This window comes from Pseudodesulfovibrio sp. lm2024, assembly GCF_051175575.1.
GTDB classification, from domain to species: domain Bacteria; phylum Desulfobacterota; class Desulfovibrionia; order Desulfovibrionales; family Desulfovibrionaceae; genus Pseudodesulfovibrio; species Pseudodesulfovibrio caledoniensis.
Window position 1 is genome coordinate 2,295,753 of the sequence record NZ_CP195092.1, and the last position, 24,051, is coordinate 2,319,803.

The 24,051-nt window shown below is 62.9% G+C and carries 22 protein-coding genes, 4 tRNA genes and 1 pseudogene; 7 read left to right on the forward strand and 20 right to left on the reverse strand.

The window, feature by feature from the left end:
* Positions 1–10: 10 nt before the first annotated feature.
* From ACR42D_RS10910 to ACR42D_RS10930, 5 genes and pseudogenes are all read right to left on the reverse strand, one after another.
* Positions 11–1,036 carry an aspartate-semialdehyde dehydrogenase gene (locus ACR42D_RS10910; RefSeq protein WP_484566838.1) on the reverse strand — a complete coding sequence of 342 codons (1,026 nt, stop codon included), beginning with the start codon at positions 1,034–1,036 and terminating at the stop codon, positions 11–13.
* An 18-nt stretch (positions 1,037–1,054) separates the two neighbouring features.
* Positions 1,055–1,927, reverse strand: coding sequence for a methylenetetrahydrofolate reductase (locus tag ACR42D_RS10915; protein WP_484566839.1), 873 nt, complete (start codon positions 1,925–1,927; stop codon positions 1,055–1,057).
* A gap of 123 nt (positions 1,928–2,050) precedes the next feature.
* Positions 2,051–2,440, reverse strand: coding sequence for a (deoxy)nucleoside triphosphate pyrophosphohydrolase (locus ACR42D_RS10920; RefSeq protein ID WP_484566840.1), 390 nt, complete (start codon positions 2,438–2,440; stop codon positions 2,051–2,053).
* Positions 2,437–3,882: an ABC-F family ATP-binding cassette domain-containing protein gene (locus ACR42D_RS10925; protein WP_484568459.1), complete on the reverse strand. Its 1,446-nt coding sequence runs from the start codon at positions 3,880–3,882 to the stop codon at positions 2,437–2,439. The genes ACR42D_RS10920 and ACR42D_RS10925 overlap by 4 nt, the downstream gene beginning before the upstream one ends.
* Positions 3,868–4,512: pseudogene (locus ACR42D_RS10930) on the reverse strand (ATP-binding cassette domain-containing protein); the annotation flags it as partial. The gene ACR42D_RS10925 and the pseudogene ACR42D_RS10930, both read right to left, overlap by 15 nt.
* Here ACR42D_RS10930 and ACR42D_RS10935 point away from each other — a divergent pair.
* From ACR42D_RS10935 to ACR42D_RS10945, 3 genes are all read left to right on the forward strand, one after another.
* Positions 4,511–4,786, forward strand: a complete 276-nt coding sequence (locus ACR42D_RS10935; protein WP_484566841.1) for a GIY-YIG nuclease family protein — start codon at positions 4,511–4,513, stop codon at positions 4,784–4,786. The pseudogene ACR42D_RS10930 and the gene ACR42D_RS10935 sit on opposite strands and share 2 nt — an antisense overlap.
* A gap of 101 nt (positions 4,787–4,887) precedes the next feature.
* A complete protein-coding gene (locus tag ACR42D_RS10940; RefSeq protein WP_484566842.1) occupies positions 4,888–5,136 on the forward strand; it encodes a hypothetical protein in 249 nt (82 codons plus the stop codon).
* The gene (locus tag ACR42D_RS10945) at positions 5,133–5,585 is read left to right on the forward strand and encodes a hypothetical protein (RefSeq protein WP_484566843.1); all 453 of its coding nucleotides are present in this window, start codon (positions 5,133–5,135) and stop codon (positions 5,583–5,585) included. Before ACR42D_RS10940 ends, ACR42D_RS10945 begins: the two co-directional genes overlap by 4 nt.
* A gap of 77 nt (positions 5,586–5,662) precedes the next feature.
* Here ACR42D_RS10945 and leuB read toward each other — a convergent pair whose 3' ends face one another.
* The 6 genes from leuB to ACR42D_RS10975 all read right to left on the reverse strand — a co-directional run bounded on the left by leuB (position 5,663) and on the right by ACR42D_RS10975 (position 11,902).
* On the reverse strand, positions 5,663–6,730 hold the full coding sequence (gene leuB, locus ACR42D_RS10950) for a 3-isopropylmalate dehydrogenase (RefSeq protein WP_484566844.1): 1,068 nt from the start codon (positions 6,728–6,730) through the stop codon (positions 5,663–5,665).
* A gap of 289 nt (positions 6,731–7,019) precedes the next feature.
* A complete protein-coding gene (locus ACR42D_RS10955; RefSeq protein ID WP_484566845.1) occupies positions 7,020–7,511 on the reverse strand; it encodes a 3-isopropylmalate dehydratase small subunit in 492 nt (163 codons plus the stop codon).
* Positions 7,512–7,523: 12 nt separating this feature from the next.
* Positions 7,524–8,783 (reverse strand): 3-isopropylmalate dehydratase large subunit, encoded by a 1,260-nt coding sequence (gene leuC, locus ACR42D_RS10960; RefSeq protein WP_484566846.1) that lies wholly within the window; start codon positions 8,781–8,783, stop codon positions 7,524–7,526.
* 4 nt (positions 8,784–8,787) lie between these two features.
* On the reverse strand, positions 8,788–10,320 hold the full coding sequence (locus tag ACR42D_RS10965) for a 2-isopropylmalate synthase (RefSeq protein ID WP_484566847.1): 1,533 nt from the start codon (positions 10,318–10,320) through the stop codon (positions 8,788–8,790).
* 139 nt (positions 10,321–10,459) lie between these two features.
* Positions 10,460–11,227 carry a CDP-diacylglycerol--serine O-phosphatidyltransferase gene (gene pssA / locus ACR42D_RS10970; protein ID WP_484566848.1) on the reverse strand — a complete coding sequence of 256 codons (768 nt, stop codon included), beginning with the start codon at positions 11,225–11,227 and terminating at the stop codon, positions 10,460–10,462.
* A gap of 27 nt (positions 11,228–11,254) precedes the next feature.
* On the reverse strand, positions 11,255–11,902 hold the full coding sequence (locus ACR42D_RS10975; protein WP_484566849.1) for a phosphatidylserine decarboxylase family protein: 648 nt from the start codon (positions 11,900–11,902) through the stop codon (positions 11,255–11,257).
* A 106-nt stretch (positions 11,903–12,008) separates the two neighbouring features.
* Between ACR42D_RS10975 and ACR42D_RS10980 the strand changes: the two genes are divergently transcribed.
* Positions 12,009–13,010 carry a metal-dependent hydrolase gene (locus tag ACR42D_RS10980; RefSeq protein WP_484566850.1) on the forward strand — a complete coding sequence of 334 codons (1,002 nt, stop codon included), beginning with the start codon at positions 12,009–12,011 and terminating at the stop codon, positions 13,008–13,010.
* Positions 13,007–13,873 (forward strand): DMT family transporter, encoded by an 867-nt coding sequence (locus ACR42D_RS10985; protein ID WP_484566851.1) that lies wholly within the window; start codon positions 13,007–13,009, stop codon positions 13,871–13,873. Before ACR42D_RS10980 ends, ACR42D_RS10985 begins: the two co-directional genes overlap by 4 nt.
* Positions 13,874–14,269: 396 nt before the next feature.
* On the opposite strand, the gene ACR42D_RS10990 is transcribed toward ACR42D_RS10985, so the two are convergent.
* From ACR42D_RS10990 to ACR42D_RS11010, 5 genes are all read right to left on the reverse strand, one after another.
* On the reverse strand, positions 14,270–15,289 hold the full coding sequence (locus ACR42D_RS10990; RefSeq protein WP_484566852.1) for a hypothetical protein: 1,020 nt from the start codon (positions 15,287–15,289) through the stop codon (positions 14,270–14,272).
* A gap of 189 nt (positions 15,290–15,478) precedes the next feature.
* A tRNA-Gly gene (locus ACR42D_RS10995) sits at positions 15,479–15,553 on the reverse strand.
* 64 nt (positions 15,554–15,617) lie between these two features.
* A tRNA-Gly gene (locus ACR42D_RS11000) sits at positions 15,618–15,692 on the reverse strand.
* A 4-nt stretch (positions 15,693–15,696) separates the two neighbouring features.
* Positions 15,697–15,771 (reverse strand) — tRNA-Cys (locus ACR42D_RS11005).
* A gap of 7 nt (positions 15,772–15,778) precedes the next feature.
* A tRNA-Gly gene (locus ACR42D_RS11010) sits at positions 15,779–15,853 on the reverse strand.
* A 224-nt stretch (positions 15,854–16,077) separates the two neighbouring features.
* Here ACR42D_RS11010 and dksA point away from each other — a divergent pair.
* Positions 16,078–16,440 (forward strand): RNA polymerase-binding protein DksA, encoded by a 363-nt coding sequence (gene dksA, locus ACR42D_RS11015; protein WP_484566853.1) that lies wholly within the window; start codon positions 16,078–16,080, stop codon positions 16,438–16,440.
* Positions 16,441–16,470: 30 nt separating this feature from the next.
* On the forward strand, positions 16,471–17,988 hold the full coding sequence (locus tag ACR42D_RS11020) for an NFACT RNA binding domain-containing protein (protein WP_484566854.1): 1,518 nt from the start codon (positions 16,471–16,473) through the stop codon (positions 17,986–17,988).
* A 350-nt stretch (positions 17,989–18,338) separates the two neighbouring features.
* On the opposite strand, the gene ACR42D_RS11025 is transcribed toward ACR42D_RS11020, so the two are convergent.
* The 4 genes from ACR42D_RS11025 to ACR42D_RS11040 all read right to left on the reverse strand — a co-directional run bounded on the left by ACR42D_RS11025 (position 18,339) and on the right by ACR42D_RS11040 (position 24,007).
* Entirely contained in the window at positions 18,339–19,304 is a 966-nt protein-coding gene (locus ACR42D_RS11025; RefSeq protein WP_484566855.1) for a VgrG-related protein, read from the reverse strand.
* 108 nt (positions 19,305–19,412) lie between these two features.
* Positions 19,413–20,507, reverse strand: a complete 1,095-nt coding sequence (gene mutY, locus ACR42D_RS11030) for an A/G-specific adenine glycosylase (protein WP_484566856.1) — start codon at positions 20,505–20,507, stop codon at positions 19,413–19,415.
* 12 nt (positions 20,508–20,519) lie between these two features.
* Complete coding sequence (gene gpmA, locus ACR42D_RS11035) at positions 20,520–21,266, reverse strand: 2,3-diphosphoglycerate-dependent phosphoglycerate mutase (protein WP_484566857.1); 747 nt, start codon at positions 21,264–21,266, stop codon at positions 20,520–20,522.
* A gap of 83 nt (positions 21,267–21,349) precedes the next feature.
* Positions 21,350–24,007 carry a tetratricopeptide repeat protein gene (locus ACR42D_RS11040; protein WP_484566858.1) on the reverse strand — a complete coding sequence of 886 codons (2,658 nt, stop codon included), beginning with the start codon at positions 24,005–24,007 and terminating at the stop codon, positions 21,350–21,352.
* Positions 24,008–24,051 lie beyond the last annotated feature (44 nt).

The window sequence follows — 24,051 nt, forward strand, 5'->3', positions numbered from 1 at the left end:
GATGGACTCCTTAGGGCACGCGCACCAGGTCGCGCTCGATCAGGGTCTCGGCGATCTGGACGGTGTTCAGGGCCGCGCCCTTGCGGATGTTGTCGGAAACGACCCACATGTTGATGCCGTTCTCGATGGTCTCGTCCTCGCGGATGCGGCCGACGTAGGTGTCGTCCTCGCCCGAGGCGTTGATGGCCATAGGATAGATGAGCTTTTCCGGGTAGTCCTCGACGGTCACGCCCGGGGCCTTGGCCAGCAGGGCGCGGACATCGTCTGCGGTCAGCTTGAGCTCGGTCTCGATGTTCACGGACTCGGAGTGGCCGTAGAAGACCGGCACGCGCACGCAGGTGGCGGTGACCTTGATGGACGGGTCGCCCATGATCTTGACGGTCTCGTTGACCATCTTCATCTCTTCCTTGGTGTAGCCGTTGTCCATGAAGACGTCGATGTGCGGCAGGCAGTTGAAGGCGATCTGGTGCGGGTACACATCCGCCACAACGGGCTGGCCGGACATGAGGCGGCGCACCTGGTTCTCCAGCTCCTCGATGGCCTTGTGGCCGGTGCCGGACACGGCCTGGTAGGTGGACACGACCACGCGCTTGATCTTGGCCTCGTCATGGATGGGCTTGAGCGCGACCATCATCTGGATGGTGGAACAGTTGGGGTTGGCGATGATGCCCTTGTGCCAGTCCAGATCATGGGGGTTCACTTCGGGAACCACCAGGGGGCACTCGTCGTTCATGCGCCAGGCCGAGGAGTTGTCGACCACCACGCAGCCGGCCTTGGCCGCGATGGGAGCGAACTTCTCGCTGATGGAGCCGCCCGCGGAGAACAGGGCGATGTCCACGCCTTCAAAGGAATCTTCGGTCAGCTCCTGGACGGTCAGTTCCTCGCCCTTGCATTCGACCTTCTTGCCCACGCTGCGGGCCGAGGCCAGGGGAATGACCTTGCTGTAGGGGAAATCCCTCTGCTCCAGGACCTTCAACATCTCCTGGCCAACGGCACCCGTGGCGCCGCAGACCGCGACAACGAAATTCTTGCTCATTTTCCTTACCCCCAAAGACTATATATTGAGATTTTTTCCGATTTCAAGAACCGCCTCGGCGCGGTTGAGCGTGTACAGATGCACGCCCGGCGCGCCGCCGTCGATGAGTTCCTGGGCCTGTTTGGTGGCGTAGTCGATGCCCAGTGCGTACACGGCATCGTCACCGCCCTCCTCATGCGCCTTCTCGAGTGCGCTCAGGAACTTGCCCGGAATGGCCGCGCCACACAGGCTGAGAATGAATTTGGCCGACTTCAGGCTCAGAAGCGGCATGACGCCCGGAATGACCGGCACGTCCGCGCCCATCAGCTTGAGGCGCTCCACGTAGTCGAAATACATACGGTTGTCGAAGAACATCTGGGTGACCAGGAACTCCGCGCCCTTGCGCACCTTGAGATGGACCATGTCCAGGTCGGACTTGATGGACGGAGATTCGCAGTGGGGCTCGGGATAGGCCGCTCCGCCCACGCACAGGTTCGGGTACCGCGCGCAGATGTACTCGATCAGTTCCGAGGCGTGCCGGAACTCCTGGGAGCTGAAATCGAAATCCTCCACGCCCCGGGGCGGGTCGCCGCGCAGGGCCAGGACGTTGTCGATACCGGCCTTGACCAAGCTATCCAAAAAGCCGTCCAGCTTCTCGGCCGAGGCACCCACACTGGTCAGGTGGGTGATGGGCTCGATGCCGTGATCCCGTTTCATCCGGGTGGCGATCTCCAGGGTATTGTCCTGGGTGCCGCCGCCCGCGCCGTAGGTCACGGACGCGAACAGGGGATCGAGGACCTTGAGCCTGTCGACCACCTCGAAAAAGGCGGGCCAGGCTTCCCGCTCCTTGGGAGGAAAGAACTCCAAGGAGATGAACGGGGACTTCCCGTCGATCAGATCACAAACGCGCAATGCTTACTCCTTCAACAATCACTTCAGGTAAAACCCAATTCGGGCAAGTGAAGATACATACTCCTTCTCGGCTCAACCTTCAATGGAGAAATGGCGTAAATCCACGCACGGCGGGCATCGGAATCAGCTATGGAGGGCTTCGACGATGACGATGTCGGCGGGCAGGAAGTCGAGAGCAATGGGCCCCCTGGGGTCGGCCCAGGCCATATTCTGGCCTTCCAGGCTCTTCAACTCTCCTGAATATTTGGTGATGTGATAAAAATGCAGATGGACGGAGAACTCGTCGTACTCGTGGCGCAGGTCCCGCCAGTAGTCGAATTCCTCGGGCATGACGTCCAGCTCCTCGCGAAACTCGCGGACCAGGGCCCGCTCGCGCGTCTCGCCCTGCTCCACCTTGCCGCCCGGGAATTCCCACCAACCGGCCATGGGGCCGCCTTCGGGCCGCTGTACGGCCAGGTAGAGGCCGTCCCGCCAGACGATGCCCGCCACCACCTCCAGGACCGGCTTGCTCATTCCGCCCCCTGGTCGCCCGTGATGGCCTCCATGCGGGCTTCCAGCTCGGCCATCTGCTCCATCAGGGTTTCGGCCCACTCGGTGGCGTCCTTGTAGGCCGCGTTGAGCTTCAGGGCCTGCTCGGGCTTCTCATAGGTAGCGGGATCGTTCATCTTCTCTTCCAGCCCGGCCTGCTCGTCCAGAACCTTTTCCAGGTCCGCCTCAAGCTTGTCGTACTTCTTCTTGAGCGGCTGGAGCTCGCGGTACAGGCGGTTGCGCTCCTCGGCCTGGCGACGCTTCTCCTCCTTGGTCAGCTTGCGCTTTTCCAAGGCATCCTCCGATTCGCAGGCGGCCGGATTGTTGCGGCAGGCCTCCTCCCGCTTCTGCCGGGCGTGGTACTCTTCGAACCCGCCCACGTGCTGGGTCAGCCCGTTCCCGTCCAGGGACCAGACCTCCTCGGCCACCTCGTTCAGCAGGTAGCGGTCATGGGCCACGAAAAGCAGCGTGCCGTCATAGTCCTGCAACGCCCGGATGAGCCCCTCGCGGGTCTCGATATCCAGGTGGTTGGTGGGTTCGTCCAGGATGAGCAGGTTGGCCTTGGCCAGGAACAGCGTGGCCAGGAGCAGGCGGGACTTCTCGCCGCCGGACAACCCCTTGACCTTGCGCTCGAAATACGATTCGCCGAGCAGAAACAGGCCGAGCACGCTCATGACCTGCTCCTCGGTCAGCCCCGGGCTGGACAGCCGCCGGATCTCGCCGATGACCGAGTTGTCCAGGTTGAGAATCTCGTGCTGGTGCTGGCTGAAATAGCCCATTTCGGTGCCCGGGCCGATCTTGACGTGCCCGGCGGACGGCGTCAGCGACCCGGCCAAAAGCTTGAGCAGGGTCGACTTGCCCGCGCCGTTGGGCGCGACCACGGCCACCTTCTTGCCCCGGAAGAGCTGGAAATTGAGAGCGGGCCAGACCGAATGGCCGCCCTCGTAGTGAAATTCGAGGTCCACCACGGACACCGGGACCTTGTCGCCCCGCTTGGGCTCGGGCAGGCGGAAGTTCAGGCTCCGGCCCCGATGATGGGCGGCCTGAACCTGCTTGATCTGGTTGAGCTCCTGTTCGAGCTTCTCCACCTTCTTGAGTTTGCTCTGGGCCTGTGCCGCTTTGCGCGCCTTGACCCGAAATTTGTTAATGTACTTGTATTCGTTGTCGATACGGGCCGACAGCTTGTCCGCTTCCTTGCGCCGCTGCTCGCGGTTCTCCTCGTCCCAGGCCAGGAACTCGTCAAAGGAGCCCCTGCGCAGGAGCGGCTTGGCCCCGCCCAGGAAGAGCACGTGCGTGCCCACGCGGTTCAGGAAGATGCGGTCATGGACCACGAAGGCCAGCGTGCCCCGGAAGTTGAGCAGATAGTCCTCCAGCCACTCCACGGCCTCCAGGTCGAGGTGGTTGGTGGGCTCGTCGAGCAGAAGCACGTCCGCGCCCTGCAGCAGGACACGGCCGAGCTTGGCCCGCTCGCGCCAGCCGCCGGACAGCTCGCCGATGCGCTTAAGCAGGTCTTCCTCGGCAAAACCCAGGCCGGTCAGAATAGCCCGCGCCTTGTGATCCGGGTTGTAGCCGTAGCGCTGCTCGAACTCCGCCTGGCGATGGGACAACTGTTCGATGCGCGCGTTGTCCCCCTCGTGCACGGCCTTTTCCCACGCCTCCCAGAACTCGTTCCAGGAGGGCAGCGCGGACAGGACCCAGGCCAGGAGCTGCTGCTCCAGGACCTCGCCGGTCATCTCCTGGGCCACGTAGCCCACGCGGGCGCCCTTGGTCACCGTGACCTGGCCGCCGTCGGGCTCGACCTCACCGGCCAGGACCTTGAGCAGCGTACTCTTGCCGCAGCCGTTGGGACCGGTCAGGGCCAGACGCATGCCCGGCGAGACCTCGAAGGCCACGTCGGAAAAAATCGGCTCGCCGCCGTAGGATTTCTCGAGACTCTGTACTGTAATGCGCGACATATAATAATGGACCTTTAGCGTTTGCGGATGAGAGATATAATGCGTGAAGCGGATTGGCAACTGTTTTGACCGCGCACGGTCCGGCGGGTACACTGCCCCCATGCAGGCATGGTACGTCTATCTCCTCCGTTGCGCGGACAACAGCCTCTACTGCGGCATCACCAACGACCTGGACCGGCGGATCAGGGCGCACAATGCCGGGACCGCCTCCAAGTACACACGGGCCAGGCTCCCGGTGGCCCTGGCGGCCAGCGTGGAGGTGGACGGCAAGAGCGCGGCCCTGAAACTCGAACTGGCCATCAAGAAACTGCCCGCCGGGCGCAAGATCGAGCGGCTCATGAACCATTCGCGGACAGGACAAGCCACTACCGGGTGACAGGACGGAGAGAGTCGCCTCTCCTTGCCAGACGCCATATTTCCAAGTACCTTGCGCACAACCCGAGGCCCAGCCCGAACCCGACAACCCACAGACACCCAATGCTGGAAGTCAGTACCCTATATCTTCTCCTGGCCATGTTCGGGTTCGTACTCGTGGGGATCATCGTCATCCACCATCACAACAGCTCGGACCTGATCCGGCGCAAGCGAAACGAGGTCCGGCGGCTGACCGTGCATCTCGAAGCCAAGAACTCCATCCTCGAAGAGCAGATCGCCGAACTCAAGGGCAAGGTGAACGAGCTCGACGAACAAATCGGCATCCTGGAACATCGGACGCATACGAGATGACTTTCAGCATGCTCTTCGGCCTGTTTCTGGCCATCTTCTTCGTAGCCTTCCGGATGATCTCCAAATACCGGTACGCGACCATGAACAAACTCCAGAACCGGCAGAACGATCTGGAGACGCGTCACCATTCCCTGCGCGAACAAAAGCGCCTCCTGGATCGGGAGTTAGTCAACAAGGAGCAGGCCCTGGCCACCCTGCGCAGCACCCAGGGCGACATCCGGGGCATCACCGTTGCCGACCTGGAAGCGGCCGAAGCGAACGAGAACGAGAAGATCGGCCGCTACCTGCTCAACCAGGGTAAGATCACCCGCGAACAACATGAGCGGGCCCTGAAAAAGATGGAGATCCTCAAGATGGACTACATCGGCGTGTGCATGGCGCTCGGCTTCATCGACCTGGAAACCGGCAAACAGGCGGAAAAGGCGGGCAAACTCAGCACCAGCCTCTGATTTCTTCTCCCCCCCAAGCAAACAAAAGGGCCGCATCGTCAAGCGACGCGGCCCTTTCTCATTCTCTTGCGACCGGACTACATGTTCGCCAGCACGGCGTCGGCCATGGCGGTGCAGCCGACGGCCTTGCCGCCTTCCTGGACGATATCGCCGGTGCGGTAGCCCTGCTCCAGGGTCTTTTCCACGGCCTGCTCGATGCAGTCCGCCTCCTCGCCCATGTCAAAGGCGTGGCGCAGCATCATGGACACGGACAGGATGGTGGCCAGCGGGTTGGCCAGGTCCTTGCCCGCGATGTCCGGGGCCGAGCCGTGGATGGGCTCGAACAGGCCGGGGTTGGCCGCGCCCAGGGAAGCCGACGGCAGCATGCCGATGGAGCCGGTGATGGCGGCGGCCTCGTCCGACAGGATGTCGCCGAACAGGTTGCCGGTGACGATCACGTCGAACTGAGACGGATCGCGCACCAGCTGCATGGCCGCGTTGTCCACGTACAGGTGGGACAGCTCGATGTCCGGGTAGTTCTTGTGCTCGTCGATGACGATCTCGCGCCACACGCGGGACACGTCCAGCACGTTGGCCTTGTCCACGGAGCAGACGCGGCCGGAACGCTTGCGGGCGGCCTCGAAGGCCACCTTGGCGATGCGCCTGATCTCGTGCTCGAAATAGGTCATGGTGTTGAAGCCGAACCGCTCGCCGTCCTTCTCGCCGTCAAAGCGCGGCTCGCCGAAATAGATGCCGCCGGTCAACTCGCGCACGACCATGACGTCCAGGCCGCGGGCCACGATGTCCGGGCGCAGGTAGCAGGCGCCGGCCAGCTGCTGAAACAGCTTGGCCGGGCGCAGGTTGGCGAACAGCCCGAGCTCCTTGCGGATGCCGAGCAGCCCCTTCTCCGGGCGGATGGCCGGGTCGATGGTGTCCCACTTGGGACCGCCCACCGCGCCCAGCAGCACGGCGTCCGCCTCACGGCACTTGGCCACGGTGTCGGCGGGCAGAGGCACGCCCTCGGCGTCGATGGCGCAACCGCCGATCAACGCTTCGGTGGTCTCGAAGGTGCGGCCGTACTTGTCGGCCACCTTGTCCAGAACCCGCAAGGCCTGGGTCACGATCTCCGGGCCGATCCCGTCACCGGGCAAAACACAAATTTTCATTATTCTCTCCTGTTGTGATGCCTCCGGCGGGCCTACCGGCGGTCGCCTTCGGCGGGACCAGAGGACCTTTTGAAAAAGGTTCTCTGGACTCTCCAAAACTTTTTATCGCGCCTTCGGCGGGGCCGTACGCGCGCATGATCAATGCCATTAGCAAAATTTCGCCCCCCTACCCCACGAAGCGGCCCCAAAAAGTTTGGGAAAAGAAGGGGATGGGGGTCCGGGGGAAGGGGAGGAAAGAACCCTTTTCAAAGGGTTTTTTTCCCCTTCCCCCCGGCCGCCGGAGGCCTTCCTAGGCCAATTTTTTCTTGGCGTACTCGACCAGTCCGCCCGCGTTGAGGATTTCCTGCATGAACGGGGGAACCGGAGCGGCCTGGACGGTCGCGCCGGTGGTCAGGTTCTTGATGACGCCGGTGGCGGTGTCCACTTCGATGTCATCGGTATCGCTGAACTTGTCGATATCGTCGCCGATCTCGAGCAGGACCAGGCCCATGTTGAAGCCGTTGCGGTAGAAGATGCGCGCGAAGCTGTGGGCCAGGACCACGGGGATGCCCGCGCCCAGGATGGAGATGGGCGCGTGCTCGCGGGACGAGCCGCAGCCGAAGTTCACGCCGCCGACCATCACGTCGTTCTGTTTGACGCGCTTGACCCATCCGGCCTCCAGCCCTTCCATGCAGTTGGCGCCCAGTTCCTTGGCGTCGGTGGTCACCAGAAAGCGTGCCGGGATGATGGCGTCCGTATCGATATGGTCGCCCACTTTGTGAGCGGTTCCGTTAACTTTCATTATTGCACCCTCCTACAGCTTGGCGGGGTTGATGATCTCGCCTGCCACGGCGGAAGCGGCGGCCACGGCGGGGTTGGACAGGAAGACCTCGGACTCCAGGGAGCCCATGCGGCCCTTGAAATTCCGGTTGGTGGTGGAGATAGCGCGCTCGCCGCCCGCCAGGATGCCCATGTGGCCGCCCAGGCAGGGTCCGCAGGTGGGCGGACCCACGATGCAGCCCGCGTCCATGAAGATCTCCATCAGCCCTTCCTGCATACACGCCTTCCAGATGGACGGGGTGGCGGGCAGGATGATGCAGCGCACCTTGGGATCGACCTTGCGGCCCTTGAGCACTTCGGCGGCCTGGCGCATGTCCTCGATGCGGCCGTTGGTGCAGGAGCCGATGACGGCCTGGTGGATCTTGAGCCCGGCGGTCTCGTCCACGGGCTTGACGTTGTCGGGCAGGTGCGGACAGGCCACCTGAGGGGCCATGCCGGTAACGTCGATGTCGACCACGCGCTCGTACACGGCGTCGGCGTCCGCGGTCATCATCTCGCCGCCCTTGAACCCGGCGTTGGACGAATAGTCCAGGGTCTTTTGGTCCACCGGGAACAGGCCGACCTTGCCGCCCGCCTCGATGGCCATGTTGGCGATGGTCATGCGGCCCTCGATGGTCATGTTGTCGACCACCTCGCCGCCGTATTCCAACGCCTTGTACAGCGCGCCGGACACGCCGAGGATGCCGATCTGGTTGAGCACGAAGTCCTTGGGGCCGACGTACTTGCCGGGGGTGCCGGTCAGGTTCACGCGGATGGTCGGCGGAACCTTGAACCAGGTCTCGCCCAGCGCCATGCCCGCGCCGACGTCGGTGGAGCCCATGCCCGTGGCGAAAGCGCCCAGGCCGCCGTAGGTGCAGGTGTGGGAATCAGCGCCGATGACCACGTTGCCGGGGCCGACGATGCCCTTCTCGGGCAGCAGCGCATGCTCCACGCCGACCTCGCCGCATTCGTAGTAATGGGTCACGCCCATTTCCTCGGCAAAGTCGCGGACCACCTTCACCTGCTCGGCGGAGTCGATGTCCTTGTTCGGGGTGAAGTGGTCGCAGACCAGGGAGATCTTGTCCCGGTCAAAGACCTTCGTCGCGCCCATGGCCTTGAAGGACTTGATCGCCAGGGGAGCGGTGATGTCGTTGGCAAGGACCATGTCCACCTTGCACTGGACGATCTGCCCCGCGCCGGTGACCTGCTCGTCCGTATGGTTCTGCAGATTTTTTTCAGCTAAGGTCTGACCCATTTGTCTATTTCTCCTCTTTCGCTTTTTCCAAGCGGTTCAATGCGTTGACCATGGCCAAGGCGCTGGCCTTGACCACATCGCCGTCGTTGGCGCGACCCACGGCCTTGACGCCGTCGTGCTCGATGCGCACGGCGACACCGGCCAGGGCGTCGGAACCTTCGGTCACGGCGTTGACCGTATAGCTTTCGAGTTTCGGGGATACGCCCACCAATGAGTAGATGGACTGGAACACGGCGTCAATGGAACCTTCACCGAAATTGCTGGTGCGCTTGACCTCGGCATCGCCCTTGGCCCCGAACTCCATGACGGTCGCCGCGTGCGGCGGCACGTCGCCGGTGCCGGAGAAAACGGACATGTCCACCAACCGGAAGCGGTCCTTGCGGCGGTACACCGACTCCAGGATGAGCGCCTCCACGTCCTCGTCAAAGACCTGCTCCTTCTTGTCGGCCAGATCCTTGACCGCCTTGAAGAGTACGTTGACCTGGTTTTCGTCCAGGGTGTAGCCCAGCTCCTCGGCCTTCTTGCGCACGGCGTGGGAGCCGGAGTGCTTGCCGATGACGATCTCGTTGTTGGTCAGGCCGATGGAGGCCGGAGTCATGATCTCGTAGGTCAGCCGGTTCTTGAGTACGCCGTCCTGGTGCACGCCGGACTCGTGGGCAAAGGCGTTGGCCCCGACAATGGCCTTGTTCGGCGGGATGGGCATGCCGATGATCTGGGACAGGCGGCGGCAGGACGGGAAGATCTGCTCGGTGACGATGCCGGTCTCCACGCCGTACAGCTCCTTGCGGGTGTTCAGCGCCATGACCACGTCCTCGAGCGCCGCGTTGCCCGCGCGCTCGCCGATGCCGAGCACGGTGCACTCCACCTGGCGCGCCCCGGCCCTGATCGCGGCCAGGGAGTTGGCCACGGCCGACCCGAGGTCGTTGTGGCAATGGACCGAGATCATGGCCTTGTCGATGTTGCTCACGTTGTCCATGAGGTATTTGATCAGGTCGTAATATTCGAAGGGCTGGGTGTAGCCCACGGTATCCGGGATATTGATCACGCGAGCACCGGCCTCGATGGCGGTCTCGCAAACCTTGACCAGGAAATCCCAGTCCGAGCGCGAGGCGTCCTCGGCCGAGAACTCCACGTTGTCGGTGTACTGACAGGCGTGGCGCACGGCCTTGTCGATCATCACGATGACCTCGTCCGCGGTCTTGCCCAGCTTATGCTTCATGTGGATTTCGCTGGTGGCCAGAAAAACGTGGATGCGCGGGTGCTTGGCCTCCTTGATGGCCTCCCAGCAACGGTCGATGTCGCCGGTCACGGCGCGGCACAGCCCCGCGATCTGCGGTTTCTCGACGGCCGCCGCAATGGCCTGGACCGCCTCGAAATCGCCCTGGCTGGCGATGGGGAAGCCCGCCTCGATGATGTCCACGCCCAGGGTCTCCAATTGGCGGGCCATGCGGATCTTCTCGTCCAAATTCATGGTCGCGCCGGGAGACTGTTCGCCGTCACGCAAGGTGGTGTCGAATACGTACACTCTTTCTGCCATGGTATCCTCCGGGATAGCTCCCCTTGTGGGGGTATGTTCTAAATGTTTGACAACGGGTATGCAACCGCCAAACGCAAAACCCGCACGGGCAGCGTGGCGATCAAGGTCAGTACGACGTACTAATATGGGATGAGGAGAGCTAGCCTAGCTCTTTCTTGGAGCTGTCCCGTAGTAGTCGTTTGCTTCTGCGGGATAGTAGGAAAAGGGTGTAGAGCGGGCCGGAAATGAGGTAGCCCAGGAAGAAGACGAACCCGAGCACCTTGGGCCGGGACGCGATGAGAGAGAAGATCAGGATCGCGGTCACCATCCAGCTGAAGGGATGGGCCTTGAACGCGCTGATTTCCTTGAAGGAATAGAAACGGATGGTGCTGACCATGAAGAAGGACAGCACGTAGACCAGAACCAGGGTGCCCACCGAGATCACGGAGTGCAGGTACTCCTGCGGCACGTAGTCGGTGAACAACACCAGGGTGGCCAGGGTGCAGGCCGCAGCCGGAATGGGCAGGCCCACGAAATGCTTCTTGGAGGTGGTCGCCGCCTGGACGTTGAACCGGGCGAGGCGCAGGGCCCCGCAGGCCATGAACAGGAAGGCGGCCATCAGGCCGAGACGGCCGAAGTCGTGCAACAGCCAGAGATAGGACATGAGCGCCGGAACCACGCCGAAGGCGACCAGATCGGCCAAGGAGTCGAGCTGGACGCCGAATTCGCTCTGCGTGTTGGTGATCCGCGCCACCTTGCCGTCCAACCCGTCGAACACACAGCTTGCCAGGATGCACAGGGCGCAGGAGGCGATATCCCCCTGGATAGCCCAGGTCAGTCCCAGAAAGCCGATGAACAAGCTGGCCGTGGTCAGCAGGTTCGGCAGGAGGTAGACACTCTTATGGCGCGGCAACTTTTCCTCAACCATGGCAATCAGTTACTTTTATTCTCCGGATCAGGCGGCACGTTTCTCAGCCAGGACCGTCTCGCCGGCGACGGTCTTCTGACCGACGCTGACAGTTGGTACATAGCCATCCGGAATGTAAAGGTCAACTCTTGAACCGAACTTAATCAAACCATACCGCTCACCGCGCTTGAGTTTGTCGCCCGGTTCGGCCCAGCAGACGATGCGCCGGGCGATGAGTCCCGCGATCTGAACCATGGTGAACCGCTGGTTGCCCTTGCCGGTGACGACCACGATGTTGCGCTCGTTGTCCTCGCTGGCCTTGTCGAAGGAAGCGTTGAAAAACTTGCCCGGGATGTAGCGGATGGTCTCGACCTTGCCGCTGACCGGCATGCGGTTCACATGCACGTTGAAGACGTTCATGAAGATGGCGATGTACTGGCGGGAATCCCCGGACACGGGGTCCACGGCCCGGCCGACCTTGATGACCTTGCCGTCCGCCGGGGCGGAAACGGCTTCGGCGTCCTCCGGGCCGACCCGCTCGGGATCGCGGAAGAAATGCCCGATGAAGGCGGTGACGGCGAGGCCGAGCACGGCCACGGGCCAGCAGCCGATGATGGCGAAAATCAGGGTGGTGAATGCCGCGATGACTATGTAAGGCAGCCCTTCCAGGGCGACGCCGACAGACGGTTTCAACATGCGCGTCGAGCTCCTTTTCTGCTAAGTTTCCGCTCCTTACCCTTGGCTCCCCCAAACCGCAAGTTTGTTTTTTACAATATATTCGGCGCAAGGTATACCCCGAGGCATGGACCCGGTAACGCACCTCTCCTCGGGGATCATGGGCGGCCTGGCCGCGCGCAAGTGGTTTCCCGAAGCAAAATTCCTCGTGCCCGCCTGCATGCTCGCGGCCTGGATTCCCGACGTGGACATCTTCTTCGGCGACGGCCCGGAGTTCAACCTGCTCTACCACCGGGGCATCAGCACCTCGTTCTTCGGCACCCTCTTCCTGGCGCTCGCCTTGGCCGGACTCTACAAGCTCGTCTCCCGGCGCACCCCGTTCGTCAAGATCGCGGCTCTGTTCTACGCGCTCTCCCTGACCCACGTCTGGCTCGACCTGATCACCACCTACGGCACCCAGCTCCTGGCCCCATTCTCCAACCACCGCTTCGCCCTGGACGGGGCGTTCATCATCGATCCGATCCTGACCCTGACGGCCCTGGCCCTCATCCTTGCCGCCTGGCTGATCAGGCGACACCGCTACGCCATCGCCCTGGTCGGCATGGCCTGGTTCTTCGCCTACCCGCTGGCCAACATGGGCGCGGGCGCGATCCTCCAGGACGCCTACGCCCGCCGCCTGGACGCCCGGGGCATCGCCTACGACCACGTCCACGTCACCCCGGACGCCCTGTCGCCCCGATTCTGGAAAGTGGTCGTCACCGCCGGGCCGGACTACCTCCTGGACACCATGGACCTGTTCGGCGGCCGCGAACCCGCCGCCCCCCTGCGCGTCAAGCGGGCGGATAAAGCGTTCCTGCGCGCACTCGGCGAGCAAGAGTCCATGTTCGCCACCTACGCATGGTTCACCAAGTGGCCCTACGTGGAGGAGACCGATACGCCCGAGGGCCCGCTATACGTCTTCCACGACCTGCGCTTCACCTCCACCAACCCGGTCATGGCCTGGTATTACGGCGACCAGCAGCAGCCTTTCACCCTGACCGCGCAACTCGACAGGTCGGGCCGGATCACGGCCTGGTCGTACGAAGGCGGCGTCAGCTCCCGGGCCGACGCCGATGCACGGCTCCAATGACCTGGTTCGTCCTCTCTCTGGGGGCGGCCTTTTTCATGGCCTCCAACTCCGCCCTGATAAAGCGGTTCTTCTCCGATCTCACGCCCTGGGAGATGAGCCTCATCCCCTATTTCTACGCCCTGCCGCTCATGTTCCTGGCCCTGCCCTTTGTCGGCATCCCGCCCATCGGACCGCGCTTCCTCCCGGCCCTGGCCTGGGTCCTGCCCACTCTTATGGTCGCCATTGTCCTGCACTACCGGGCCATCCGCATGTCGCCCCTGTCCCTGACCCTGCCGTTTCTGAGCTTCACCCCGGTCTTCGTCCTTTTCACCGGCGGCTTCATCCTGGACGAAACCCTCACCCCGCAGGGCATCGCGGGCATGCTCCTGGTGGTCCTGGGCGGCTACGTGCTCAACCTCGACGCCGCCCGGTACGGTTTTCTCGGTCCCATCAAGGCCATCTGGAGGGAACCCGGCTCGGCCCTGATGCTCGTCGTGGCCTTCCTCTTCGGCCTGACCTCCGTGGGCGGCAAGGTCATGATCCTCGACTCGTCCCCCATGTTCACGGCCCTGGCCGTGTTCCTGCTCTACGGCATCATCCTGACCGCCATCCTGCTCAAGACCGGCAAGGCGACCCTCAAGAACCTGACCCGCAATCCCAAGCTCGGCGCCCTGGCCGGACTGATCGTCTTTGCCGAAATGATCTGCCACAACGTGGCCATGAACATGGTGGCCGCCGCCTACATGATCACCATCAAACGTACGACGGGCATCTTCTCGGTCATCTACGGTTGGCTCCTGTTCCACGAAACCGGCATCCGCTACCGGCTGCTCGGCACCGCCATCATGACCGCCGGCGCCGCCGTCATCGCTCTTTGGGGGTGAGGCGCCTCCGGCGGCCGGGGGAAGGGGGAAAGGAAACCCTTTGAAAAGGGCTTTCCTTTCCCCCTTCCCCCGGACCCCCATCCCCCTTTCCTTCCTAAACTTTTTATTTGCGCATTCGCGCGTGTGGAGGGTCGAGGCGGGCCGTGCTTCCTGGCATAGGTATGTGTGGATGAGGTAGGTTGGTCGTACAGAGACACGGATAAACGCAACCGCACGGCCCCCGCGAAGCGGCGACAAAAAGTTCTGGAGATTCTTAAGAACCTCTTTCAAGAGGTTCTTAAGCGGGGTCCGGGGCAGCGCCCCGGCCGTCGAAGACGCCCGCCCGGCGAGGGCTCGCCGGAGGCACAAAAAAGCCCGGATGCTCCGGGCTCTTTTTTCATACATTAATAAATAGGCCTAAGTCAGGTAGCGGTAGAAATCGCTGCCGAGGCGGTGCATGGGCAGGACCTTGCCTTCGAGGATGAGTCCCTGGGGGATGAACCGTTCGGTCAGGTATTCGGCCGGTGGCTGGAAGCCGTTTTCGCGAGCCAGGATGACCGAGGCGCGCGTGGCGGTGCTGTGGGCGATGAGTCCTTCCGGGAAGAACACGGCGTTGTCCAGGCTGTCGCCCACGGTATCGAGGAACATCCTGTACTTGTTGAAACAGTTGTCCGCGTCCAGGGACTGCTGGATGCCCGCGATGACCTCGTTGGCCACATAGTTGACCGCCCTGCCTCGGACCATGCCGAAGGCGTTGGGCCTCCCCGGATCGGCGAGCATGACCGAGCCCGCGCCGAGCGAATGGACCAGGTCGTGGGTCCGCTCCCCGGACACAGGGTCGCACTGGTAGCCCAGAGTCTGGATGTCGGAGAAGCCGCTGCGCCGGGCCAGGATCTGCAGGGCCAGGAGCATGATGCCGGTCCCGGCCCCTATGTCCACGCCCACGAACGGGCCGCTGCCAGGGCAGGTATCGGCATGGGCCAGGACCGCGCGCATGACGTGGGCCGCGCGCGGGGCGTCGGCCAGCACGCGCAACACCGGGGACCACATGCGCAGCCGGTTCATGATCTCGATGTCGTCGCCCGGCTCGTTCATGGACTGGTGGCGCGAGAACTGTTCGAACAGCCCGGCCAGTTCGCCGTAGGGCACGATGTCGCTGTGGGCGTCCTCGTGCACGTAGGCGAAGAAATATTTCACAGCCACGTTGAGCAGCCGGGTATCGGATACGGGCTCTCCGGGATCGCACAGCCGCTCCACGTCCGAGACCAGGGCGTCGGACGTGTAGAAATCCGGGGCGATGGCCGGGGCCGGAGTGCCGACCATGGTCGTGAAATTCCGGGCCTGCATGCCCGCAGAAGCCAGGGGCGAACCGACCATTGCGCCGGAAACGGGGCCGTACGCCGGGTCGATGATGTGGGGTATGCTCGTCTTGCTCATGGTTGTCCGAACGGTCGCGGTTTTGGGGAAATTGTTGCCGTCCAGCCCCGTATCTGCACGGACCATACCGGGCACGCCCAAAAAGCCGCACAAAAGTCATCTTTTATTCATAAAGGCATGATATCAAATAGATAGGAAATACGCGGGCACGAAAAAGGCCGATCCCTTCGGGACCGGCCTGATCGTTTCTGGAGCGGGAAACGGGATTTGAACCCGCGACTTCAACCTTGGCAAGGTTGCACTCTACCACTGAGTTATTCCCGCGTGTGTTCGGCGGCGTGGGCTCCCCTAAAAAAGCCGGTCTCTCGCGGAGACCGGCTTAATTAGCTGGAGCGGGAAACGGGATTTGAACCCGCGACTTCAACCTTGGCAAGGTTGCACTCTACCACTGAGTTATTCCCGCCGAGTGGAGGCGACATCCGGATTTGAACCGGAGAATGGAGGTTTTGCAGACCTCTGCCTTACCACTTGGCTATGTCGCCGTCGTTTTGGAGCGGGAAACGGGATTTGAACCCGCGACTTCAACCTTGGCAAGGTTGCACTCTACCACTGAGTTATTCCCGCCCTCAAAAGCGAACCACTGTTTACCCGTGACCCTGTTGGGTGTCAAGCGCATTTTAAAATTTTTCTAAATTATGAGTCATATGAACTCCCTGGAATTTTTGGCCTAATGGAAAGACTTTACTTTTTGAGCCATTTTGGTATACCAACGCGCTTTAATTCAGTAGAAAAGGGGTTACACCCTTAGCTCCTCAACAGACTGCTCACTCTCAGAGGGGGAGGTTCAAATGGAAGCGAATGATCTGAAGTACTTTAAGGAAACCCTGGACGGCATGCTCGATGACATCCTCAAGAAAAGTGAGGCCACCATTGAGGACATGACCGAATCGGGCGAGGTTTACGCCGACCCGGCCGACCGGGCCACGGCGGAAAGCGACCGTGCCTTCACGCTGCGTCTGCGCGACCGCGAGCGCAAGCTGATTAAGAAAATCCAGCAAGCCATCAACCGCATCGAAGACGGCGAGTTCGGCATCTGTCAGGAATGCGGCGACGATATCTCCATCGCCCGGCTCAAGGCGCGGCCCATGACCACCCTGTGCATCAACTGCAAAAGCAAGCAGGAAGAGGACGAGGCCGTCCGCGGCGACTAGCCGTACGGCTTCACCTGGACGGAGACGGCCATGGAAGCCAATTTCTTCCGCTTCCTGAGCGCGGAACTATCGTCTACCCTTGCCGGTCGCCGAATAGACAAGGTATTCGGTCCGGCTCCCGGCGTCTGGGTGCTTGCCATCCAGAACACGGGCGACCCCCTTCACCTGATCTTCAGGCCCGCCAAATCGGCGGGCCATTTATTTCTCTCCCCCGTCAAACCGGTCAACCCGCAAACCGCCCCGGCCATGGCCATGTGGTTCCGCAAGCGGTTGCGCAACCGTAAAATCCTGGCCGCGCACACCGACTGGCCCAACCTGCGCCTGGCGCTGGAGCTCACCCCGCGCACCGACCCGGACGGCAAAACCTTCCTCATCCTCGACTGCCGCACCGGCATGTCCCTGGCCGACGAACTGCCGTCTTCCTTTGCCCATGAGCCGGAATGGCCCGCCCTGGAAGACGTCCTGGAAGACCCGGAAGTCTGGCGCGAATACCCGCATATCTCCCCGCCCCTGCGCAAGGTCCTGACCGGGCTGCCCGAAGACGAAGCCCACGCCCTCTATTTCCAGGTGGCCACGGCCTCGGCCGACGTCTTCCACCTCGCCCGGTCCGGCGACACATGGTCACCGCCCACGGCCTGGCCGTCCGGCAAGGAAGACGAGACCTACGCCTCCCCCCTGGACGCAGCCCGCGCCTACGGCGAGCGCACGCTCTTCCCGCTGCTCGACATGGAGGAGGACAAGGTCCAGACCGTCCAGCTCAAGCGCGTGCGCAAGAAACTCAAACGCAACCTCGCCAGCCTGGACCAGGAACAGGCGCGGCTCGAACAGCTCGCGGCCGAACAGGTCAAGGCGGAGGCGCTCCAGGCCGAGCTCTACCGGTTCAAGGACGTCGAAGGCCTCGAATCCGTGGACGTCACCCACCCGGTGCACGGCCCCATGACCGTGCCCCTGAATCCATTTCTCTCGCCCACCGAGAACATGACGCGCTATTTCAAGCTGGCGGCCAAGGGACAACGCGGCTTCCCGCACGTGGAGCGCCGCCGCCGCGAGCTCCTCGCCCAGTTGTCCAAGGCCGAGGACGGCACCCTCGAGATCCACCCCGCAGTGACCGCGCAGGGAACCCCCGAGCCCGAAGGCCCGGCCGCCCTGCCCAAACGGTTCCGTGGGCTGGCCGTAAGCCTGTTCCGCACCACCGACGGGTTCACCGTCATCCGGGGCAAGAGCAAGACCGCCAATCACCACATGCTCAGCCAGGCGGCCTCCCCGTTCGACTACTGGTTCCATGTTGAGGACGGCCCGAGTTCGCACGTCATCCTCAAACGCGACCACCCCGGCCAGGACGTGCCCGAAACCTCCCTGACCCAGGCCGCCGTCCTCTGCGGACTCAAAAGCTACCGCAAAGACGACGGCAAGGCAGACATCATGTACGCCCTGGTCAAGGACGTGCGCAAAGTCAAAGGGTTCAACCTCGGCCAAGTCGCCGTGGACCGCAAACTCGGCACCCTGCGCGTCGACCTCGACCCGTCGCTCGAAGAGAGTTTAGGCTAGGAATGCCTCCGGCGGCTGGGGGAAGGGGAAGGAAAACCCTTTGAAAAGGGCTTTTCCTTCCCCTTCCCCCAGACCCCCATCCCCATCCTTTCCTAAACTTTTTAGCGCCGCTTCGCGGATGCGCGATAGCGTCTATCCCGCTTTCATCCGATACGATTTACCGCATCAGAGCAAACAACGGGAAGAGGCAGGACTTACCTCCGCCCACCACACGCGCGAAAGCGCATACAAAAAGTTTGGGAGGGAGAGAGGGGATTGGGGGGGCCAGGGGGGAAAGGGGAGAGAGGGAACCTTTTGAGAAAAAGGTTCCCTCTCTCCCCTTTCCCCCCTGGCCGCCGGAGGCAATCTTTCTAAACCATGCGGTTCACGGACATCTTTTCCAGCATGTTCAGGGCGAGTTGTTTTTCGGAATCCATGCGGTGGGCCACGCTTTTCTGGACGCGGGCGGTGGACGAGCCGAACTGGTTTTTGCGCGATTCGTACACGCCCTTGATGAGTTGGGTGTTGAAGTCGTCGTTTTGGCCCTTGTGCAGGAACCGGTCGATGACCTTGTTGAAGATATTGGCCGCTCCGGTCGGGCCGTGCTGGACAGAGGTGGACCAAAGGACCTCCTGGAGCGCGGGCGGCGCGTTGTTGAAATCCAGGCCGGTGCGGTCGAGGATCATGCTCCGCGCCGGGTCGTAGGTCTGGCGGGCGATGAAATCGTGCTGGACCTGTTCGAACCCGGCCGGGTCTTCGGCGGCAATGGCCTGCCAGACAGCGGGCATGCCGCCCTGTTTGGAGCCCGTATCGGCGGGCCCGGCATCGCGCAGCCTGTCGGCCCACTCGGGCCGGTTCTGGTCGAGATAAGACAGGAATTCGTCCATGGTGCCGGGCTTGGAGGCGATCTGATATTTGCCGTAGGAGGTCCCGCCCACGCGGTCGTAGCCGATGGCCGCCACGCCCGACTCGCCCGACTCGAACTGAGCCGCCAGCGTACCGGGGGTATGGGCGTTAGCTGTCGTCATGGATGCTTGCGCAGCGGGTTGAGCAGAGGCTTGAGGCCGGACGAGCGGTGCTTTGAGGCCCGCCTCGTCGCGCATGATGCGTGAGATAGCGGACAATGCCTCGAGCATCTGGGAGTCGTTGATGATGGAGACGTCGAAGCCCCCGCCCTCCTCGCTGGACTTGTCGGCCCCGCTGCCGAAAAGGGCCTGGGTCATGCTCATCTGGTTGTCGAAGGCGGTCTGCATAGCCAGCCGCTTGCCGTCGCGGGGCGCGGACGCGTTCCGCGCCGCGTTCAGGGCCTCGTACCCGCCGATCTTGCCAATGGACATAAGCTGCTCCTGCGCTGGAAACGTCAAAATACTGACCCCAAAAGGGGATGCGCAGGAAGAGAAGCAAGGGCTGTGCCTATGGATACAGCCCTTTGGATTCGTTGGAAATCAGGACTTGAAGAAATGGGCGAAGCGCATGTCGGCGAGCATGCGGTCCACCAGCTTGCGATGGCCCGAAGGCAGGGCGTAATCGGACAGCTCGGCGGGACGCACAAACCCGCCCTTGACCGCCTCACGGAAGACCGGTTCCGAGGGCTCGCCGTCGTAGCGGCACAGGAAGCAGTCCATGGTCACCCGATAGCGGGTATAGCTGTAACGGACCACGGTGATCTTCTCCACCGGCTCCACGGCCAGCTCCACTTCTTCCAGATACTCGCGCCTGAGGGCCTGCTCAGCGGTCTCGCCCGGCTCTACGCACCCGCCGGGGAACTCCCACAGGCCGGGCCAGACGTCGCCGGGTCTGCGCTTCTGGATGAGCACCCTGCCCTGGTGGACCAGAAAGCCAGTGGCCATGTCGATGCGGATGGCCTCCTTGGGCGCGGGCAGGACCGGCCGCAGCGGGACCGTGCCTTTTTCGAACGCCCGGCAATATTGGCGCACCGGGCACTGCTCGCAGCGCGGGTTCTTGCGGCAAATCAAGGCCCCGAACTCCATGACCGCCTGATTGAAGTCGCCCGGCCGGTCTTCGGGAATGAGCCGCCGGACCGCGTCCTCGACCATGTTGCGCCCCGCCCTATCCTTGACTGGAATGTCCATGTCGAGCAGCCGGGCGAAGACCCGCAGGACGTTGGCGTCCACGGCGGGCTCGCGCTGGCCGAGCGCGATGGAGGCCACGGCGCCGGCCGTGTACTCGCCCACGCCGGGCAGGGAGCGGATGTCCGCGAAATCGTCGGGAAACTCGCCGTCATATTGATCTTGGATCAACACGGCGGCGCGGTGCAGGTTGCGCGCGCGGGAGTAGTAGCCGAGCCCCTCCCAGAGGTTGAGAACCTCTTCCTCATGGGCTTCGGCCAGGGACTGGACGTCCGGGAAACGGTCCATCCACCGCTTGTAGTACTCCACCACCCGGTCCATCTGGGTCTGCTGGGCCATGATCTCGGAGACCCAGACCCGGTAAGGGGTCGGGTCGCGCCGCCAGGGCAGCTCCCTGTGTTCGGCGTCGTACCATTGAAGCAATGTGCGGGTGAATCCGGCCTGGTCCATGACCGCTGTTGTTTACCCCCCCTTGGCCTGGTTGGCAACCGCTTCGGCGGCCTTGGCGGCGGCCTCCTGGTCGCCCAGGTAGTAGTGCCGGATGGGGGTCAGGTCATCGTTGAGCTCGTAAACCAGGGGCAGCCCGGTGGGGATATTCAGCTTGGTGATGGCCTCGTCGGACATGTTGTCCAGGAATTTGACCAGCCCGCGCAGGGAGTTGCCGTGAGCCACGATGAGGACCTTCTGCCCGGCGCGCACCTGGGGGACGACGGTGTCGAACCAGTAGGGCATGGTCCGGTCGATGGTCAGCTTGAGACTCTCGCAGCGCGGCAGTTCTTCGGGCGTGAGGCCTGCGTAGCGCGGATCGTTACCCGGAAAACGCTCGTCGTCGGCCTCGAGCTCGGGCGGCGGCGTGTCGAAGCTGCGCCGCCAGACGAAGACCTGGTCGTCGCCGTATTTCTGGGCGGTCTCGGCCTTGTTCAGCCCTTGCAGCGCGCCGTAGTGGCGCTCGTTGAGCCGCCAGGTCTTGGAGACCGGCAGCCACATGAGGTCCAGTTCATCCTGGACCAGCCACAGGGTGCGGATGGCCCGCTTGAGCAGGGAGGTGTGGGCCACGTCAAAGGTGAATCCCTCCTCCCTGAGCAGCCGCGCGCCGTCCACGGCCTCGCGCACGCCCTGGCTCGTCAGGTCCACGTCGGTCCAGCCGGTAAACCGGTTTTCCAGGTTCCACTCGCTCTGCCCGTGCCGGATCAAAACCAATTTATGCATGACGCCTCCGCTTCTTGTTTCGGTTCATGAAACAGGAGCATAACCCGAGAACGGGATTCTTGGGAAGGGACGGCGCGAAAAGATCACTTCCGCTTGCGGGGCTTGCGCTTTTCCTTGCCGACCTGGTCGAACAGCTCGCGCTTGCGCTTGTCGAAGGTCACCGCGCTCTTCACGGCGGCCATGGCCACGCACAGGATGCTCAGGATAATGATCAATCCCTTGGATATCTCCCAGCGCTGGCTCGGGTCCTTGATGGTGTCGAGGATCATGTTGCCCTCGATACCCTGGGTGAAATAGATGAGCGACGGCACGGCGATGAGCAGCGCTCCCAGCCCGAGGAGCTCGAGCCAGATGAAGTTGCGCCCGAGCATGAGGATGAACAGGGTGGAGTCCCGGATGATGCGCAGGGTGACCAGCCGGCCCTGGAGGCTGTCGATGTGTTCCTCGACCTCCTCCACGAAACGCAGGGACTTGCGGAAATTATCCGCGTCCTGGAGCCGCTGGGTGCGGATCCAGTTGATCTTGTCCACGCAGTAGTTGAATTCCTTGTTGAACTCCAGGAGCAGCTTGGGAAACGGGAACCAGGCGGCCTCGCGATGGATGTCCCGCACCCGCTCCGCGAGGTATTCGATGTTGGCGTTGACCCGCTTGATCTCGCGCCGGACCTCGTCGTCCAGCGCGGCCTGGAACTTTTCCGCACCCTTGAGCAGCTGGTGGTAGGCCACGTAGTTGTTGATCCGGCCGAAGCTGCGCAGCCGGTCCAGTTCCTCGTTGGCCGTCTCGAAATAGGGGTGGTTCTCGTCGAACCGCCGGGAGATGTCGTCGGTCAGGTCCTCCACCTGGGTCCGGGTGGACTCCACCGTGGTCTTGGCTTCGTTCCACTTCTCCCACATGGCGCTCAACAGCTGCACCCTGCCCCGGTCGAGCTCGGGGTCCACCAGGATGCGGTTGAAGATGTTCGGATCGCGGGCCATCAGGTCGAACAGGGTGTCCATGGCCTGGCCGGTGAAGCCCATTTTGACCATGCAGACGGCCTGCCGGTAGACGGGCTGGAGCCAGGTGGGCGACAGGGAATTGACCCGCTTATAGGTGTTGATGGCGTCCTTGTAGTTGCCCTCCACCTCCATGAGCCGAGCCTGCAGAAAGGCCATGCACCCCTGCTGCATGGTCGTGTAGCTCATGCGCTCGGCCTCCTGCCAGTGGAACATGGCCTGGTTCAGGTCGCCGCTCTCCATGTGCCAGTAGCCCCACAGGGACTGAGGCTGGTAGCTCCTCGGGTATTTGGCCTGGGCCTCCTTGAGCAGCCTCTCCGCCTCTTCCATGTCCCCCTGCCCGAGGTTGTCCATGGCCTCCCAGATGTAGTCGCCCTCCTGGGGGGCGAGCTGCTTGAAGCCGTCCTCCCACTCCTTGCCCCGGCTGCGCCAGACGAGCTTCAGGGTACGCAGCTGGACCGGGGAGTTGATCTCGAAGACCGCACGGGCCAGCAGGCTCTCCAGGTCGTTTTTGGATTCCATTATCCGGAGGATGGAGGAGACGAAGTCCTCTTTGGAGATATCCTTGTCCAGGCCGGAAAAACCGTCGGAAAATTCGTTGACGTCCGCCTTGGCCAGCAGCCGCCAAACCTGGGGCTGCGGGGTGGCGATGTGTTTGCTCGGGCACTCGGACGGTTTGTGGTTCTTGAGCCCGCAGTAGAAGCACTCGTGCTCCCCGTCCGATTCCACCAGGGCGTTGGGCAGGGCCACCTGCATGGTCCCGTAGCCCACGCCGTCGTCGCCGTCCTTGAGGGCCAGGGTGCACCAGGAGTCCAGAGTCACCGAGCCCGCGCCATAGCGGGCCTCGTTCATGCGGAACCAGGGCGAGAGCAGAAAGCCGTCCATGAAGCGCATGTGGGGGTAGTCCGGGGTGAGCCGGTTCCAGTCCAACCCCACCTTGCGGGGCAGGTCGGCGGTGAAATGCAGGTCCCCCTGGGGCACGGCGGCCATGATCACCGGCCAGTATTTTTTGTCCGGGGCCTCCTTGTTGTGCCGAATGAGGTTCATCAACTCGGTGGTGAAACTCTTGAGCAGCCGGAAGTTCTCCAGCGGCAGCAAGAGCGCCCCCTCCTTGACGTCGGAGATGTACTTGAGCCCGAGACGCTGCAGCAGTTCAATGACATCGGTGGAAAAGTCGCGCCAGCCAAGGATGCTCTCCTTGTCCGACATGCGCCCCAGCGGCTTGATGATGAAGAACCAGCGCAGGGTGGACTCATAATCCAGCCCCTGGTCCGCGACCAGCCGCAGCCACTCCACGTTGGCCAACCCGTCCGTGCGCCCGGCCGCCTCGGTGGTCAGCCCTGCCACGGACTGGACCTGATCCTTGAGCTTGGGATGGACGACCACCTCGAAATCGTCGGTCGGGACCACGCTCTGGCGGTCCAGTTCCACGGACAGGGACACGGAGTATTCCATGTCGTAGCCCACCAGGAAAGTCAGGGGCACTATCTGGCAGAACACCGGCATGGGGTTGACCCTGGCCCAGACCTGGAGCCGGGCGATGGCCCGGAAGACCTCCACGGTATTGCAGTACCACAGGGCCTGGTCCACGTCCTTGGCCACGCACAGGGCGCCGTACTCCTGCAGGGTGCTGTCCACCGCGTTGTGCAGCTTGCCCTTCCAGGACACCCAGATACCGAAACCGGAAGCCACCAGCCGCGACTGGTTGATGACGGGAAGGGTATCCAGGATTTTGGCTATGGTCGGCACGGGTCCACCTCACGCCGGCTCACGGCGTCGTTGACAATGGGAAA

Coding starts and splice junctions, on each gene's coding strand:
- mutY (WP_484566856.1), bottom strand. CDS start 20,507: ATGGACCAGGCCGGATTCACCCGCACATTGCTTCAATGGTACGACGCC.
- ACR42D_RS10935 (WP_484566841.1), top strand. CDS start 4,511: ATGCAGGCATGGTACGTCTATCTCCTCCGTTGCGCGGACAACAGCCTC.
- ACR42D_RS10920 (WP_484566840.1), bottom strand. CDS start 2,440: ATGAGCAAGCCGGTCCTGGAGGTGGTGGCGGGCATCGTCTGGCGGGAC.
- ACR42D_RS10980 (WP_484566850.1), top strand. CDS start 12,009: ATGGACCCGGTAACGCACCTCTCCTCGGGGATCATGGGCGGCCTGGCC.
- ACR42D_RS11020 (WP_484566854.1), top strand. CDS start 16,471: ATGGAAGCCAATTTCTTCCGCTTCCTGAGCGCGGAACTATCGTCTACC.
- ACR42D_RS10955 (WP_484566845.1), bottom strand. CDS start 7,511: ATGAAAGTTAACGGAACCGCTCACAAAGTGGGCGACCATATCGATACG.
- ACR42D_RS11025 (WP_484566855.1), bottom strand. CDS start 19,304: ATGTCCATTGGCAAGATCGGCGGGTACGAGGCCCTGAACGCGGCGCGG.
- pssA (WP_484566848.1), bottom strand. CDS start 11,227: ATGGTTGAGGAAAAGTTGCCGCGCCATAAGAGTGTCTACCTCCTGCCG.
- ACR42D_RS10965 (WP_484566847.1), bottom strand. CDS start 10,320: ATGGCAGAAAGAGTGTACGTATTCGACACCACCTTGCGTGACGGCGAA.
- ACR42D_RS10940 (WP_484566842.1), top strand. CDS start 4,888: ATGCTGGAAGTCAGTACCCTATATCTTCTCCTGGCCATGTTCGGGTTC.
- leuB (WP_484566844.1), bottom strand. CDS start 6,730: ATGAAAATTTGTGTTTTGCCCGGTGACGGGATCGGCCCGGAGATCGTG.
- ACR42D_RS10990 (WP_484566852.1), bottom strand. CDS start 15,289: ATGAGCAAGACGAGCATACCCCACATCATCGACCCGGCGTACGGCCCC.
- gpmA (WP_484566857.1), bottom strand. CDS start 21,266: ATGCATAAATTGGTTTTGATCCGGCACGGGCAGAGCGAGTGGAACCTG.
- ACR42D_RS10985 (WP_484566851.1), top strand. CDS start 13,007: ATGACCTGGTTCGTCCTCTCTCTGGGGGCGGCCTTTTTCATGGCCTCC.
- ACR42D_RS10975 (WP_484566849.1), bottom strand. CDS start 11,902: ATGTTGAAACCGTCTGTCGGCGTCGCCCTGGAAGGGCTGCCTTACATA.
- ACR42D_RS10910 (WP_484566838.1), bottom strand. CDS start 1,036: ATGAGCAAGAATTTCGTTGTCGCGGTCTGCGGCGCCACGGGTGCCGTT.
- ACR42D_RS10945 (WP_484566843.1), top strand. CDS start 5,133: ATGACTTTCAGCATGCTCTTCGGCCTGTTTCTGGCCATCTTCTTCGTA.
- dksA (WP_484566853.1), top strand. CDS start 16,078: ATGGAAGCGAATGATCTGAAGTACTTTAAGGAAACCCTGGACGGCATG.
- leuC (WP_484566846.1), bottom strand. CDS start 8,783: ATGGGTCAGACCTTAGCTGAAAAAAATCTGCAGAACCATACGGACGAG.